Source organism: Bifidobacterium platyrrhinorum (assembly GCF_010667645.1).
In the GTDB taxonomy this organism is placed as follows: Bacteria; Actinomycetota; Actinomycetes; order Actinomycetales; family Bifidobacteriaceae; genus Bifidobacterium; species Bifidobacterium platyrrhinorum.
In genome coordinates, this window is the sequence record NZ_WHZV01000006.1 from 103,936 (window position 1) to 118,846 (window position 14,911).

General features: G+C 68.1%; 10 protein-coding genes and 1 tRNA gene. 1 reads left to right on the forward strand and 10 read right to left on the reverse strand.

Going from position 1 to position 14,911, the window contains the following annotated elements; all coding sequences use genetic code 11:
* Window positions 1-62: 62 nt before the first annotated feature.
* From murJ to GFD21_RS07690, 3 genes are read right to left on the reverse strand one after another with little or no spacing between them, the layout of a single operon-like run.
* Window positions 63-1,715: a murein biosynthesis integral membrane protein MurJ gene (murJ, locus tag GFD21_RS07680; protein ID WP_225431728.1), complete on the reverse strand. Its 1,653-nt coding sequence runs from the start codon at window positions 1,713-1,715 to the stop codon at window positions 63-65.
* Window positions 1,712-4,006, reverse strand: a complete 2,295-nt coding sequence (locus tag GFD21_RS07685) for a DUF6049 family protein (protein WP_163197378.1) — start codon at window positions 4,004-4,006, stop codon at window positions 1,712-1,714. The genes murJ and GFD21_RS07685 overlap by 4 nt, the downstream gene beginning before the upstream one ends.
* Window positions 4,007-4,050: 44 nt before the next feature.
* The gene (locus GFD21_RS07690; protein ID WP_404801570.1) at window positions 4,051-5,085 is read right to left on the reverse strand and encodes an NUDIX domain-containing protein; all 1,035 of its coding nucleotides are present in this window, start codon (window positions 5,083-5,085) and stop codon (window positions 4,051-4,053) included.
* 110 nt (window positions 5,086-5,195) lie between these two features.
* On the opposite strand from GFD21_RS07690, the gene GFD21_RS07695 reads away from it, so the two are divergent.
* Window positions 5,196-6,626: a CCA tRNA nucleotidyltransferase gene (locus tag GFD21_RS07695; RefSeq protein WP_163197380.1), complete on the forward strand. Its 1,431-nt coding sequence runs from the start codon at window positions 5,196-5,198 to the stop codon at window positions 6,624-6,626.
* A gap of 263 nt (window positions 6,627-6,889) precedes the next feature.
* On the opposite strand, the gene GFD21_RS07700 is transcribed toward GFD21_RS07695, so the two are convergent.
* The 7 genes from GFD21_RS07700 to GFD21_RS07730 form a co-directional block, all read right to left on the reverse strand.
* Entirely contained in the window at window positions 6,890-7,522 is a 633-nt protein-coding gene (locus tag GFD21_RS07700) for a LytR C-terminal domain-containing protein (RefSeq protein ID WP_163197381.1), read from the reverse strand.
* A gap of 34 nt (window positions 7,523-7,556) precedes the next feature.
* Window positions 7,557-8,444 (reverse strand): 4-(cytidine 5'-diphospho)-2-C-methyl-D-erythritol kinase, encoded by an 888-nt coding sequence (locus GFD21_RS07705; protein ID WP_225431738.1) that lies wholly within the window; start codon window positions 8,442-8,444, stop codon window positions 7,557-7,559.
* Between the two features lie 74 nt (window positions 8,445-8,518).
* The gene (gene rsmA / locus GFD21_RS07710) at window positions 8,519-9,427 is read right to left on the reverse strand and encodes a 16S rRNA (adenine(1518)-N(6)/adenine(1519)-N(6))-dimethyltransferase RsmA (protein ID WP_163197382.1); all 909 of its coding nucleotides are present in this window, start codon (window positions 9,425-9,427) and stop codon (window positions 8,519-8,521) included.
* A gap of 69 nt (window positions 9,428-9,496) precedes the next feature.
* Entirely contained in the window at window positions 9,497-10,939 is a 1,443-nt protein-coding gene (locus GFD21_RS07715; RefSeq protein ID WP_163197383.1) for an aggregation-promoting factor C-terminal-like domain-containing protein, read from the reverse strand.
* A 274-nt stretch (window positions 10,940-11,213) separates the two neighbouring features.
* Window positions 11,214-11,287 (reverse strand) — tRNA-Thr (locus GFD21_RS07720).
* A gap of 244 nt (window positions 11,288-11,531) precedes the next feature.
* Window positions 11,532-12,509, reverse strand: a complete 978-nt coding sequence (locus GFD21_RS07725; RefSeq protein WP_163197384.1) for a DsbA family protein — start codon at window positions 12,507-12,509, stop codon at window positions 11,532-11,534.
* 198 nt (window positions 12,510-12,707) lie between these two features.
* On the reverse strand, window positions 12,708-14,906 hold the full coding sequence (locus GFD21_RS07730; RefSeq protein ID WP_163197385.1) for a serine/threonine-protein kinase: 2,199 nt from the start codon (window positions 14,904-14,906) through the stop codon (window positions 12,708-12,710).
* Between the last annotated feature and the right edge of the window lie 5 nt (window positions 14,907-14,911).

Sequence of the window (14,911 nt, forward strand, 5' to 3'; positions counted from 1 at the left end):
GATGCGCCACCTGATGAGCCGATGACGCTGTTGTCATTCTAGCCATGGGGATGGCCGAAACGTCAGCGGTTCGCCCTTCTCGTGACACGTCCCGACATTGCTTTCACAATCGCGGTGAACTCCTCGCAACGTAGCAGCAGCAGCACCAGCGCGTACACGATCGCGGTGACGATCGCGGTGATCGCGCAGAAGGCGAACGCCTGCGGCCAGTTGAGCCGGTCCTGCGGCAGCGAGGCGCCGAGCAGGGCCATCACCGGGTCGGTGAGCAGCCATGCCGTCACGCCCGCCGCGACGGCGGCGACGAGCGCCTTGAGGTAGGCGGCGGCGATGCGGCGGCCGTCGAGACGGCCCGCGAACCGCCGTCGCAGCATGGCGACGAGCGAGGGGAAGCTCAGCAGGTAGCCGACCGTCATCGCCAGGCCCACGCCGGCGGTCCAGTAGGGAGGCGGCATGAGCAGCATCACGCCCACTTCGAACACGACCTGGATGATGCTCACGGTGAGCTGGAACAGGAACGGATGGCGCCCGTCCTCGAAGGCGAAGAACGTGCGCTGGATGAGCAGGTACGCGCTGGTGAGCGGCAGGCCGAGCGCCAGCGCGACCATCGGCCCGGCGATGAGCTTCGCCTCGGGCACGTTGACGCTGGGCAGCAGCGCGATGGTGATCGGCACCGGCATCACGACGATCGCCATCGTGAAGTACATCATCATGACGCCCACGTTGCGCAGGGCGCCGCTGAGGTCGTCGCGGGCCTCGTCGAGGTTATGCTCGGCGACCGCGCGCGAGATCTTCGGGAAGATCGCGGTGCCCACGGACACGGCGATGAGCGAGTACGGCAGGATGTAGAGCGTGAACGCGTTCTGATAGGAGCCGTTGCCGGCGATACCGTACAGGTCGCCGCCGGCGAACGGTGCGCCGTTGGTGATGCGCGCGTTGACGATGTTGGCGAGCTCCTGCACACCCATCACGCCCACGCTCCACGCGGCCACCGGACCCATCGCCTTCAGGCCGATGCCGCTCACGCCCCACTGCGGGCGGTAGTGCAGGCCGAGACGCATGAGCGGGACGAACAGGACGACCGCCTGGAACGCGACGCCCAGCGTCCATGCGCCGGCGGTGAGCGCCACCTTGCCGGTGGTCCAGAACTCGAGCGGTGCGCGGGAGGACGGGCCGAACAGGAACAGGAACATCGTGAAGCCGAGGCAGCTGATCACGTTCGCGCCGACCGAGCTCCACGCGTAGGTGACGAAGTTGTCCTTCGCGGCGAGGATCTGGCCGAGCACCGTGTACAGGCCGTAGAAGAAGATCTGCGGCATGCACCACAGGGTGAACGCGTTGACGAGCGCGCGTTCCGCCGGACCCCAGCTGCGGTCGAGGTAGAGCATGGTGAGCAGCGGCGTGGCGAGCATCATGAGCAGCGTCATGCCGGCGAGCAGCGCGATCGCGAGCGTGATGAGCTTGTTGAGGCGCTCCTGGGCGTCATGCTCCTTGAGCGTGCGCACGATCTGCGGCACGAGCACCGCGTTGAAGATGCCGCCGGAGATCACGGTGAACAGGACCTGCGGGATCATCGCGCCGGTCTGGTAGGCGTTCGCCGCGATGCCGGTGGTGCCGAGGCATGCGGCGAGCAGGATCGTGCGGATCTGTCCGGTGATGCGTGAGGCCATCGTCCCCGATGCCATGATCAGGGAGTTGCGGCCGACGTTGGAACTCATTCGTCGGGGTCCTTCTTACGGTTGAACTGGCGCCACAGGCCGAGCACGCCGAGCGCGACGGCGAAGCCGATGATGACGAAGCCGGTCTTGTCGTTGATCTTGAGCACGCAGGTGATGGCGGTGTCCTGCGCGCCGCCGAACGTGCCGCCGTTGCGGTCCTGCAGGGTGATGTGCGCGGTGGCCGAACCGGAGGTGGCCGCGCGCAGCGAGAACGTCACCTGCGCCTCGGAGCGGGCGGGCACGGTCACGGTGGTGCGCCGCGAGGTGACGATCTCCGGCGATCCGGTGATCGAGGAGACCTGGATGGTGACCGGGTACGGGGTGTCGTTGCTGATCGTCACCGGCATCGACGCGGTCTCCGACAGCATCGTCACCGCCTCGGACGGGGTGATGGCCACGCCGCCGAGCACGTCGGCGGACAGCTGCTGCGCGCCGGCGAGGACCGTCGTGCCGGATGCCGCGAGACGGTCGCTGCCGCCGCCGGCGGCCAGCGCGTGCAACGCGAGGGAGTCGTGCGCGGCGAGCAGCTCGCCGACCCAGCGGCTTCCGGAGGATTGGCGTGCGCCCCGCTGCGCCGTGCCGTTCGAGGAATCGGAACCGTCGGCGGAGGAGCCGGCGGAGACCGCGGACTTGTCGAGGATCGCGTCGCGGAAGCGCGTGATGTCGCCGCGGCTGGAGGCTAGCGCGCTCAGCGCGTTCGCGACGGCCGCCGCGTCCGTATTGGACAGGCCGGCGTCGTCGGGCACGGCCGCCTTCGCCTCGTCGCCGGTGGTGTAGGGGGACGCCTTGGCCAGCGTGTCCAGATCGGTGGATTCCAGCCATGTGGCCGATTCGACCGCACTCATGAACGCGTCGACGGTGGCGGCGTCGGCGTCCTCGTCGAAGCAGACGAGCAGGTTGCGTTCGTTGTACGGCTGCTCCATCTGGTAGAACGCGCTTTGCGCGACGAACCGGGCGAGACGCCCCGCCTCGGTGGTCTCGGCCGTGGCCTTGCGGCTGGTGGCCGTGCCTTTCGCCAGGTTGCTCAGTTCGCGCTGTTCGACGAGCACGGTGACGTCGCCCGCGTCGGTGGGCACGATGGCCGTGCCCGTGTGCACGGTGTCGGTGTCCGTCGATTCGAAATCATGCGTGGAGACGACGGTCGTGTAACCCTGGCGGCGCGCCTCGGTGAGTGCCTTGAGCGTCCACTGGGCCTTGCCCTGCCATGCGATGGCGGAGGCCTCGGCCTTCTGGTCGCCCAGCGCGCTGCGGTAGTGCGCCAGCGCGGCGTCCGCGTTCCATGAGGCGTCGGTCACGCCGGCGTCCGCGTAGCGCTGCGCGTTGTCCTGCGCGGCGTAGGCGGTGATGTCGAATCCGGCGGGCTGCATGATGGCCTTCGTCTGGGGCGGCATCGCCAGCGCGTCCAGATACGTGGGGTCGGCGATGGTCTGCAGCTTCGGATGCTTGGTGAGCGTCTGCTCGAGCGTGTGGTCGAAACGCGTGTGGTCGCCGTCGAGCACGGCCGCGTCGGTCGAGACGGCCGCGGCCGCGGCGCCGGTGCCGGACGTGCCGGAGGAAGTCGTGGTCGACGAGTTGTTCGAGTTGTTCGTGGTGTTCGAACCGTTCGAGCCGTTCGACGACTGCGATGATGAGCCGTCGCCGTTCGTGCCTGTCGTGCCCTGCGTGACGAGCGATTCCAGCGATTCGCCGTCCGTCGTCCAATGTCCGCTGGACAGCGGCATCACCATCGTGATCTGCATCGGCGGGGTGTTCGCGTTGTTGAGCCCGGCCGACGAACGCGTCAGGAACGTGTGCGTCTCGACGGTCGTGTCGTCGTGCGTGTAGGAGACGAGCAGGGGCTTGGGACCCCAGTTGAGCATGCGCGTGAGCGCGTCCGCGTCCGCGCCGGCGTCGATGGTCACCGTCGCGTTGCCGCCCGGCTGCAGCGCGGGCACGGCCGCCTCGCCGAGCTGCGAGGTCGTGGGGATCGGGCTTTCCGACTGCGCCCACTCCTGCATGTCCGTGCGGGAGTTGAACGTGAACATCGGGTTGACCGACAGGGTGAGCGCGCCGGCGGACCATGCCGTGTCGGAGGTGTTCGTCACCGTGGCCTTGAGATGGTATCCGGAGGTGTCGGTGACGACGGCCGTGGCCTCGGTCAGCGACACGGTCTGTGCGTTCCCGTTCTTGCCGGCGGTTTCGTTCGCGGCGGTCTGTGTCTGCCCGTCGGCGGAGGCCCCATCGGCCATGGCGATGGACGGAAGCGCCACGGCGCCCGCCACGAACGCCACGGCGAGGAGAAGGCCAGCCATGACGCGCCACCATGCCTGCACGCGTCGTAGGGGGGCGTATCGGTTCACTCGTCTGCCTGCCTGTTCAGTTTCCTGGCGTAAAGCCATGCGATCTTGCGTTCATTAGGGTAGCTGAGCACGTCGTCCAGATCCTTGAAGTCCACCCAGATCGCGTCCTCCGCCTCATGGTCGGGATCGCCCTCCACCGTGAGGTCGCCGCCGATCTGGCGCAACGCGAAATGATGGACGAGCTTGTGCACGCGCTGCGTCGTGCCGGTGAACCAGTAGTCGATCGTCGCGATCGACTCGACCACCTCGCCGAGGATGCCCGTCTCCTCGTGCACCTCGCGCACCGCCGTCTGCTGCGGCGATTCGCCCTTCTCGATATGCCCCTTCGGCAGGCACCACTCCAGATGCCCGCTGCGCGAATGACGCGCGATGATCGCCACACGGCCCTGTTCGTCGAACACGAGTCCGCCGGCGGAGTATTCGCGCACGACGGGCAGTTCCTGCGCATCCAGCGACGCGAACGTCGTGGGGCCGTCGGACGTGCGTTTGCGCGGCATCATGGCGGGCGTCGGCACGCGCGGGTTCGCCGTCTGCCCCGCCGGCACGGCGGGCTCGACCGTGACCGACGCGGTGACGGACGTCTCCACGCGCGTGGTGACGCGCTGGCCGCCGGGCATCGTGTCGGAGCCGGTGACGCGCACGCGGGCGAACACGGTCGCCGGCGTGGGCGTCGACATCGGGGTCGCCTTCGCTGCCTCGCGCGCGACCATCGAGGCGACCGTCTGCGCGGTGTCGATGGTGCCGGCGGCGTCGATGACGTCGCTCACCGCGACCGCGGGGATGCCGGGATCCGTCGTTCCCGGGTGCGCGTCGGGGACGGGGGATGTGTCCGAATCCGTGTCCGCATCGTTGACATCGGGGGAGGAGGACCCCTCCACGGGACCTTCCACGCTGTCTTCGTCGATGCCGTCCACGGTCTCGACGCGGTCGCCGGATCGCAGCGGCGCGGACTGCGACGTGTACATCAACACGTCCCGTTCCAAGCCGTTTCGGGCATGGTTGACCGCGGCATCGTCGGCATGCCCGAGCATGCGCGCAAGGTCCGCGGGCGTAATCATGCCTTCCACCTTACTCAAGTCCCTGTGCATGTCGAGTGACGGTATGCTGGTAGGCGATACAGAAACGGTCCGAAAGGGTTGGCGTGAATTTCGAAGTTTGGCCGGAAGCCATTGAATTGGGGCGCATGTTCGCCGACGAAGGCTATGAGCTGGCGTTGGTGGGCGGGCCGGTGCGCGATCTGCTGCTGCACCGCCGCAGCCACGACCTCGACTTCTGCACGTCCGCCCGGCCCGAACAGTTCGAACCGATCCTGCGCCGCTTCGGCCACGACGGCTTCTGGGACATGGGACGCAAGTTCGGCACGTTGGGCGCGATGCGCCGGCGCGAGGACGGCACCGAGGTCAAGGTGGAGGTCACCACCTACCGTTCCGACACGTATGACCCGGATTCACGCAAGCCCGAGGTCGCCTACGGCGACACGTTGGAGGGCGATCTGTCCCGACGTGACTTCACCGTCAACGCGATGGCGCTGCGCGTGCCCGACCTGGAGTTCGTCGACCCGTTCGGCGGCGCGAACGACCTCGCCAAGGGCGTGCTGCGCACGCCGGTCGACCCGCGCCAGTCGTTCGACGACGATCCGCTGCGCATGATGCGCGCCGTGCGCTTCGTCGCCCAGCTCGGCTTCTCCATCGAACCGGAGACCGCCGAGGCGATCAGCGCGATGACCGAACGCATCTCCATCGTGTCCGCCGAACGCGTGCGCGACGAACTCACCAAGCTGCTGCTTTCCGACCGGCCGCGCGCCGGCATCGAGGCGCTCGTCGAATCGGGGCTCGCGGACATCGTGCTGCCGGAGATCCCTGCGCTGGAACTGCAGATCGACGAACACCACCGTCACAAGGACGTGTTCGAGCACACGATGATCGTGCTCGACCGCGCCGTCGCGCTCGAAACCGACGACGACGGCCCGGTGCCGAGCCCCGATCTGACGCTGCGTCTCGCCGCGATCATGCATGACGTCGGCAAGCCGAAGACGCGTCGGTTCGAACCCGGCGGCAAGGTGAGCTTCCACCATCACGACGCGGTGGGCGCCAAGCTCACGCGCAAGCGCCTCAAGGCGCTGCGTTTCGACCACCATATCGTCGACGACGTGAGCGAACTGGTGAACCTGCACCTTCGGTTCCACGGCTACGTGGACGAGCCGTGGACCGACTCCGCGGTGCGCCGGTACGTGAAGGACGCCGGCCACCTGTACGAGCGGCTCAACCGTCTCACCCGCGCCGACGCCACCACGCAGAACCGCCGCAAGGCGCGCATCTTCGCCGAGGCGATGGACGAGATGGAGGCGCGCGTGCGCGAGCTCAAGGAGAAGGAGGACTTCGACGCGATCCGGCCCGACGTGGACGGCAACGAGATCATGGCGATCCTCGGCCTGGAGCCCGGCCCGATGGTCGGCCGCGCCTACAAGCACATGCTCGAATACCGCCTCGATAACGGGCCCGTCGACCATGACGTCGCCGTCGAGGAGCTGAAGCGGTGGGCCGGAGAAGTGGGTGCCCCGGCGGCGGAGTGAACGTCTCCGGTGGGCCGGAATAAACGTAACCGGGGAGATTTTTACAGTACGTTCTGTCCGGCCGAACGGGCTAAGACCGGGGTTTTCGTACTCGGGGATCTCATCAGGATACGTTTGCTCCGGTTACCCGGGGTAAGACCGTGGTTTTCGTATGCGGAGGATGTGCTTGGGATACGTTTGCTCCGGCTGACTCACAGATGACCGGAGAAAACATACGGGCCGCCGGCCCCACAGGGGAGTCGGCGGCCCGTACGATTGCGACGTCAGTTGATCGCGGTGTGCTCGGCGGCCTTGGGAAGACCGGCCTTCTGCATCTCCTGGACGGTCTTGCATCCCTCGAAGTCCTTGATGGTGTCGCCGTCCTTCTTGATCTGCTTCTCGGTGTTGAGGTTGTTGAAGGTGGCGCCCACGACGACGTCGACCAGACGGTCCTGGCGGTCGTCCATGACGAGCACCGCGTCCGGGATGTACTCCTTGACGGTGTACGCCGGGTTGATGGCGTTCACGCCGAAGTAGATGGTGGTGCGCTCCACCTTGGAGCTGGTGTAGTTGTCGACCGTGCGCACGTCGAACTGGCGGTCCTTGAGTGCCTCGCTCACCGCGCCGGCCAGACCGGAGAACTCGGTGCCGTTGCGCACGCGCAGGATGACGGAGTTGTTGTCCGACCACTTCATCGCACTGCCGTCCTCGTTCTTCGCCGCGCACGGCACGGCCACGCCGTAGTTCGGCTTGGTGACGGTCTTCGCCTTCTGGTTGACGTTGATGACGCCGGTGTAGAACAGCGACGCGACGATGAGCACGACCACGAGAATCGCGCCGGTGACGGAGAACACGATCTTCTGACGGCGACGCACATACGCCTTGCGTGCCTCGCGCTCGTCATACTGTTCGGCCATTCGATTCCCTTTCGTTCACTGTGCTTGACTTACCTTAGCGTGCAACCGTGACGCTCACCGTGGGCACGGCGGGCGCCTGCGCCGCGATGATGCGGTCCACGGCCTTCGAACGTTCCCATGCGGCGAGCACGTCGTGGCGGATGGCCGGCGTGGGCGTGAACGCCACCACCGACGGGCCCGATCCGGAGACGAACGCGTGGCTCGCGCCCGCGGCCAGCGCCTCCTCGACGGCCCTGCCGGAACGCGGGTGCAGGCTGATTGCGGCCTGCTGCAGATGGTTCCGGTCGCCCTCGCCCGCACCGACCGCGTCGAACGCGGCGTACACCTCGGGCGTGCTCAGCTGCGCCTGGTAGGCGCCGACCAGCACCGCGCCCGCGTAGCCGGCGTCGCGCAGCGCACGTTCCTCGTCGGAACCGGGAAGGATCGGTGTGATGACCTCGCCGTAGCCGGTGCCGCGCGCGTAGCCGCCGGCCACGCAGAACGGCATGTCCGCGCCGAGCGTCGCCGCCACCTTGCGCAGGCGGTCGAGCGGCCAGTCGAGCTCCCACAGTGCGTTGAGCGCGAGGATCGTGGCGGCCGCGTCGGCCGAGCCGCCGGCGAGGCCCGCGCCCACGGGGATGCGCTTGTCGATGGTGAGCGCGACGTCCGGTTCGCGGCCGGCCTCCTCGGCCATCGCAAACAGGGCGAGCACGGCGTGGTTGCGGCGCATGTCCGACGACGAGGAGGCCAGGTCGCCCAGATGCTCGCCGGCGAGATCCAGCGAGAAGCCGGATCCCGCGGGTTTCTCGCATGCGGTGACCGTGTCGGTGAGGTCGAGCGCGCAGTAGATGGTGTCGAGTTCGTGGCGTCCGCCCCACTTGGCGTGCGACGGCCCCACCTCGAGGGTGAGGTTCGTCTTCGCCGGGCAGTCGACGCTCACCATGGCGGGAGAACGGCGACCGTCGTGGCCGTAGGCGTTGTCGCCGCCGGTCCTCGACGGCATGACGGCGGTGGCGCTCATGATCGCGTCTCCATGACCGCCCCGGCCAACGCGGTGAACTCGCCGATGGTGAGGGTCTCGCCGCGTCGGGTCGGGTCGATGCCGGCGGCCTCGAACGCGCCGGCCGGCACGGTCTTCTTCAACGCGGCGTGCAGGGTCTTGCGACGCTGGCCGAAGGCCGCGTCGATGAGTCGGAACGTCTCCCGGCGCAGGGCCTCGGCGTCGCCGTCCGCCCCGTCCTCGCCGGGATCATGGCGCGTGCGGGTGAACGAGACGAGCGCCGAATCGACGTTCGGCGCGGGCCAGAACACGTTGCGTCCGATCGTGCCGACGCGGGAAGCCTCGCCGTACCAGGCGAGCTTCACGCTGGGCGTGCCGTAGATCTTGCTGCCGGGCGTGGCCGCGAGACGGTCGGCGACCTCTTTCTGCACCATCACGAGGAACGATTCGAGGTTCGCGAAACGTTCCAGCAGCGTGAGGATGATCGGCGTCGCCACGTTGTACGGCAGGTTCGCGACGAGCGTGAACGGCCTGCCGTCCGCGAAATCCGGCAGGTTCGCGGGGGAGACGGTGAGGGCGTCGCGGTTGACGACGGCGAACCGGTCCACCGCGTCCGGCATGAACTCGGCGATGGTGTCCGGCAGACGCTCGGCCAGCGGCGGGTCGATCTCGACGGCGGTCATGCGCGCGCCGGTCTCCAGGATCGCGAGGGTGAGCGAACCGAGACCCGGGCCGACCTCGAGCACGTGGCTTTCCGGGCCGATGTGCGCCTCGCGTACGATGCGGCGCACGGTGCCCGGGTCGATGACGAAGTTCTGGCCGAACTTCTTGGTCGGGCTCACGCCCGCCTCGTCGGCGATGCGGCGGATGTCGGCCGCGCCGAGCAGATGGCCGGTTTCCGTGGATTCGGTCGTCACGTCGTTCATATCACCTTTCGCATGGGTCGTGATGCCACAGGGGATCGGGGAGGGGGAGCGGGATGCGTGGTCCCGCGATCAGTACCAGCCCTGCTGCTGCCAGATGCGCTTGCAGTTGCTGGGGGTGCCGTAGCGGCCGGCGATGTAGCTCAGACCCCAGTCGATCTGCACGGCGCCGTCGTCCTGCCAGCCGGTGCCCATCTTCGATCCGGGCAGCGCCTGCGGGATGCCGTAGGCGTCGGAGGTGGGGTTGTCCGCGTACCACAGCCAGCCGGACTCGTGGTTCCACAGCCACACGAGGGCGTCCCAGTCGGCGCCGGTCCAGCCGCGCTGGGCGGCCGCGGCGGCCGCGTAGGTCTGGGCCTGGCTCACGCTCGGGTGCCACAGGCGGCCCGAACCGGAGTTGCCGCCGCTGTTGCCGCCCGAGTTGCCGCCGGAATTACCGCCCGAGTTGCCTCCGGAGTTGCCGGAGTTCCCGTTGTTGTTGCCTCCGGAATTGCCGTTGTTATTGTTGCCCGAGTTCCCGCTGTTGCCGGAGTTCCCGGAGTTGCCGGAATTGCCGCTGTTACCGGAGTTTCCGTTGTTCTTGTTCGAGGAGTCGCTCTTGTTCGAGTTGTTGGAGCCGGAGTCGGCCTTGCCGTTGCCGGTGTCCTGCTTCGGGTTCTCGACCTTCTCCGGGCCGACCGCGACGATCTGGTCGATGGCCGCCTTCGTGGTGGTCTCGCTGGCGAGCGTCTCGCTTTCCGCCACGCCGTCCACGTAGGTGACGTTGTACACCTGCGTGACCTCGCCGTCCTGGCCCTGCTGGCGGATCACCGTCTGGCCGGACTCCAGCGAGGAGTCGATGACGGTCTGGGTGCCGAACGGCACCGACTTGGTGCGGGTCTCCTGGCCGTGGGTCACGCGCTTGACGCGAAGGATGGTCTGGTCGCCGTCCTCCTCGACGCTGACGCGATCCTCCTTGCCCACGTTGATGCCCTTGGAATCGAGGATGGACGCGGCCGGCAGCTTGCCGTTCGGCGCCTCGGAGGTCTTGCCGTCCGCGATGACCGTGACCGGGCCCTCCTTGTTGATGACAAACCCGCCGGTCAACTGGTTGTAGATGTTGTCGATGTCGACGGTGACCTTCGTGGCCTGCTTCTCGTTCGCCTTGAAGAACCCGATGAGCTGGTCGGCGCTGTCCGCCACGGTCCAGAACGGGATCTCCTCGCCGTTCACGTTCACGGTGGTCTGGTAGGCGCTGCGCACGGTGACCACCGCATGGTCGGTCAGCGTGTTCCCGGACGTGGACTGCACGAGATCGTGGGTCTTCACGGACACGCCCTGCTCCTCGAGCAGGCGGTCGACGCTCATCGCGTACGTCTCGACCGTCGTGGTCTTGCCGTTGACGTTCAACGACACCGACTTGCGCGTGGACAATGCGAACGTGGCCACACACGCCGCGACCACCGCCACGACGCTCACGGCCACACGGATACGGCGCAACATCACGAATCGTTGCGGGGTCCATCGCCGTGCCATATCAACCTCTTTCCCGCCCGCCGGGTTTCGGGCGCACTCGGTGCCCATCGTAGCGCACCGTCTGCGAAGAAAAGGAAAAAGAAAAAGGGGGCGGGAGAGAAGGGGAAGTTCCCGCCCCCTTATTACCTGGGCCGGAGCTGGTTGGGGGACGCTCCTGACCCTGTCTAGGACGCCGTAATCGGGGGAAGGCTCCTAGACGACTTACCCGTGTTAAGCATTGTTCTGCGCGCTTCCCCGGCGCATCACACAGTATACGCCTGTTCCGCACGCGACGAGCCTCTTGTCGGGATCGAACCGACGACCTGCCGCTTACAAGGCGGCCGCTCTGGCCATCTGAGCTAAAGAGGCGTGGCGCGCGACGGTGTGTCGCACGCGCGGAAACCCAGCATAGCAGTTGCGCGGGAACTGACGCCACCCGTGACGCCCCATATGTCGCCCGACGCCGCCGGCGGCGGCTCATGGCGCGACGCATCGTATGGACGTGGACGGCACCCGAACGACGACGGCCGGCCGATCTCCGACGAAGGTGCATCGGGGAACGGCCGGCCGGGTCATGGCGCGGGGCGGACTACCTGCCTACTTGACTACCTGCCTACTTGCCGGTGGTCACGGAGACCGGCTTGCCGCTGGCGCCGATCGACGGCATCTGGCCTTCGACACCCACCTGCGCGTCGGTCAGGCCGAGGGAGGTGATCAGGCCCTCCTTGGAGGTCATGCCGGCGGTGGTCAGCTCGTTCATGTCCCAGTACTTGCCGTTGATGAGCACGGTGGGCGTGGTCATCTGGCCCTTGTACGTGCCGGACACGTTGAACAGCTCGGAGCGCTTCGGGTTGTAGACGTTGATGGCGTCGAGCCACTTGGTGTACTTGTCGGTCACGGAGGCGTCGGCCACCTTCTGCGAGACGCCGGCCTTGGTGGCCTGCTTCTTCATCTGGTCGTCGGAGGTCTTCACGCCGGAGTTCTCGGCCGGCTGGAAGTCGTCGGCGTACATGTTCCGGATGAAGCCGAGGATGTGCTCGGGGTCCTGGTCCTGCTCGGTGATCGACAGCAGCATGTTCGCGGCGCGGGTGGAGTACTTGTCGGTGCTCCACGTGTCGCCGAACGACATCGGGTGCAGTTCGAGGTTGATCTGGCCGGCCAGCACCATCTTCTCCAGCGTCTCGCCGGAGGCGCGTTCGAAGTTGCCGCAGCCGGAGCACATGAAGTCCATGTACACCTGCACGGTCGGGGCACCGTCGACCTTCTTGCCCACGCCGCTCTGCGACACGAGGATGCCGCCCTTCTCGTCGGCGGTGCTCGGCTTGTCCTTCACCTCCTGCAGCTTGGCGTACGCCTGGTCGACGCTCAGGTTGTCGCCCGAGTTCTGCGAGGCGACGTGCGAGCGCCAGATCGCGATGCCGGCGACGGCCACGAGCACGACGACGACCGCCACGACGATGGCGCCGATGATGGTCTGCTGCTTGCGTTCCTTCGCCGCCTGTTCGGCGCGCGCCTTGGCGGCCGCCTCCTCGGCGGCGCGGCGTGCGGCGCGGGTCTTGCGCTTCTGGTCCTTGTTGGCGTTCGTGGCCATACGAGATGTTCCTTTCCCCAAACCGGCCGATGCCCGACATGGTGTGATGGGCGTGGTTCGGCCGCGACGAATCCTTGGTCCGGACGGTCTGAGGGCCAGTCTAGCCCACGAATCGACATATGCCCTGGGCGATGGTTGAACTCCGGGTGAACTGCGTCGGGGATGCTCCGGGGCCGACGCGGTCCGCACCGGACGGCGCTACGCCGCGGCGTCGATGCCGGTGCCGCGCAGCGCCCCGGCGCCGAGCCGCAACGCGCCGGAGCTCGGCCACAGCGCGGTGAGCAGCCAGGCGATGGCGGCCATGCCGGCCAGCGCCACCCCGGTGTTCGAGAACGGGCCGTCGGTGGGCCAGGGCAGTTCGTACGGCCAGTAGCCGCCGGGCGTCGGCGTCATCGCCCATGGCAGCGGCATGGCGATCGTCACGGCCGTCATGCCGGCGATGTCGATGAGGGCGAACTGCACGGTGCGGCCCAATGCGGCGAGCAGCGCACGGACCAGATGCCACGGCAGCTGCACGATGGTGAGCGCGACGTCGCTGCCCTTGCGCACGCCGCCGCGTTTCGCCTCGCGCTCGAGCTGGGATTCGACGCCGTATCCGATGGCGTACAGCAGCCACAGCAGCACGGCGGCGACGGCGAGTCCCGCCAGCGGATGGACGAGGGCGGCGATGGCCGGCGCGATGGCCGTGAGCGACAACGGCAGCGTGCCGCGCTGCAGGTAGCGTTCACGCCGCATGGCCGCCGGGTTCCCCTGGTTCGGATATGGCGGCCGGTTCGGGTAGGCCGGTTGGTTCGGCGGGTACGGCGGCCGGTTCGCCATCGGGGCCGCATACGGCTGCACGGCGTTCGGCGGCGCTGCGGCGGGATACGCCGGCTGCGGGGGCAGCGGTGGTTGGATCGCGGTGGGCTGGGCGTCGCGCAGGAATTCCGGCACGACGCCGCCCGACGGCATGACCGCCGTCTTGCCGGCGTCGTCATTGGCGTTTGTGGTGTCCGGTGCGCCCGCGTCGCCGTCCCGCGGCGAGGACGGCACGTAGGCGGGAGGCAGGGACGCCGCGGTACGGTTCGTCGCGTCGGCGAGGCGCTGCAACGGGGAGCGGTCGGTGGCCGTGCCGGTGAGAACCGCGGTGGCGTCGCCCGGGCCGAGCCTGTCGCTGGGCAGGGCGACCGTGCATTGGTCGGGCGTGAGCGCCTGCGTGGCGTCGGTGGAACCGTCGCCGTCGCCGTATCGCCAGGCGTCGCGCGCGGACGCAACGTGATCGATGTTTGAGGCGTCGGCGTCGGCGTCGTTGGCGTTGCCGTTGGTGTCGGCGTTGGTGTCGGCGGCATCGGTCGTCGGAACGGTGTGCGGTCCGGCCATCAGGCTGGTCGGCATGTCGGTGATCGGCGTGGTCGCCGCATCATCGGCGATCGCGTCAAAAGGGCGCATCACCTCGGTCGCGCCGGGCGTCGCCCCCATGCCGGCGTCCATGGCGTCGCCGTCCCAGCCGAGCGGATTGAGCGCGTCGAGGGCGATGGCGTGCAGCAGCTGGTCGGGCGTGCAGCGTCGCGACGGATCGGGGTTGAGCGCGCTGCGGAAGGCCGTGAGCGTGTGTGCGGGCAGACCGGCGAGATTCGCGTTGCCGCTCGCCTCGCGTTCGAGCACCGCCATCATCGGTTTCGTGCCGAACACCGGTTCGCCCATCGCGGCGAACGCGAGCACGGAGGCCACCGACCACCAGTCGGTCGCCTCGTCGGAATCGGCGCCGTCGATGATCTCCGGGGCGATGAAGCCGGGCGTGCCCATCACCAGTCCGGTGCGCGTCACATGGCTTTCGCCCTCGCCCATCGCGATGCCGAAATCGACGAGCACCGGGCCGGACGCGGAGACCATCACGTTCGTCGGTTTGATGTCACGGTGCACGATGCCGGCCGCGTGCACCGCCTTCACCGCCTCGATGAGCTTGCGTGTGAGACGTTCCAGGTCGTCGCCCACGTACCGGCCGTTCGCGGCGACGTCGTCCTTGAGGTTCCTGCCCTCGATGAGCTCGGTGACGATGAAGGCGAGGGCGTCGTCGAGCTCCATGTCGACGATGCCGCACACGCCCGGGTGGTTCACCTTGCGCAGGGCGAGGGCCTCGCGGCGCAGGCGCTCGCGCGGCGTCACGTTCTCCTTGAGGTTCGGGTCCTGCACGGGCCGGCGCGCGGGGGAGCCCGGGGCTCCGGGGGCGCCCGCGTCCGCGCCGTCCTCGGCGAGGGAGTCGCGCAGGATCTTCATCGCGTACACCTGACCGCCGTCGTCGCGCACGCGCCACACCGAACCCATCGCGCCGGAGCCGAGGCGGGAGATGAGCGTGTAGCCGCCCACCACTTCGCCCGGTTCCAGATTCAACGCCGTCAGATCACTCATACGGCCCATCCTAT

What these genes read in the sequence shown, in the direction of transcription:
- murJ (WP_225431728.1), bottom strand. Translation starts at nt 1,715, where the DNA reads ATGAGTTCCAACGTCGGCCGCAACTCCCTGATCATGGCATCGGGGACG.
- GFD21_RS07685 (WP_163197378.1), bottom strand. Translation starts at nt 4,006, where the DNA reads ATGGCTGGCCTTCTCCTCGCCGTGGCGTTCGTGGCGGGCGCCGTGGCG.
- GFD21_RS07690 (WP_404801570.1), bottom strand. Translation starts at nt 5,085, where the DNA reads ATGCTCGGGCATGCCGACGATGCCGCGGTCAACCATGCCCGAAACGGC.
- GFD21_RS07700 (WP_163197381.1), bottom strand. Translation starts at nt 7,522, where the DNA reads ATGGCCGAACAGTATGACGAGCGCGAGGCACGCAAGGCGTATGTGCGT.
- GFD21_RS07705 (WP_225431738.1), bottom strand. Translation starts at nt 8,444, where the DNA reads ATGGTGAGCGTCGACTGCCCGGCGAAGACGAACCTCACCCTCGAGGTG.
- rsmA (WP_163197382.1), bottom strand. Translation starts at nt 9,427, where the DNA reads ATGAACGACGTGACGACCGAATCCACGGAAACCGGCCATCTGCTCGGC.
- GFD21_RS07715 (WP_163197383.1), bottom strand. Translation starts at nt 10,939, where the DNA reads ATGGCACGGCGATGGACCCCGCAACGATTCGTGATGTTGCGCCGTATC.
- GFD21_RS07725 (WP_163197384.1), bottom strand. Translation starts at nt 12,509, where the DNA reads ATGGCCACGAACGCCAACAAGGACCAGAAGCGCAAGACCCGCGCCGCA.
- GFD21_RS07730 (WP_163197385.1), bottom strand. Translation starts at nt 14,906, where the DNA reads ATGGGCCGTATGAGTGATCTGACGGCGTTGAATCTGGAACCGGGCGAA.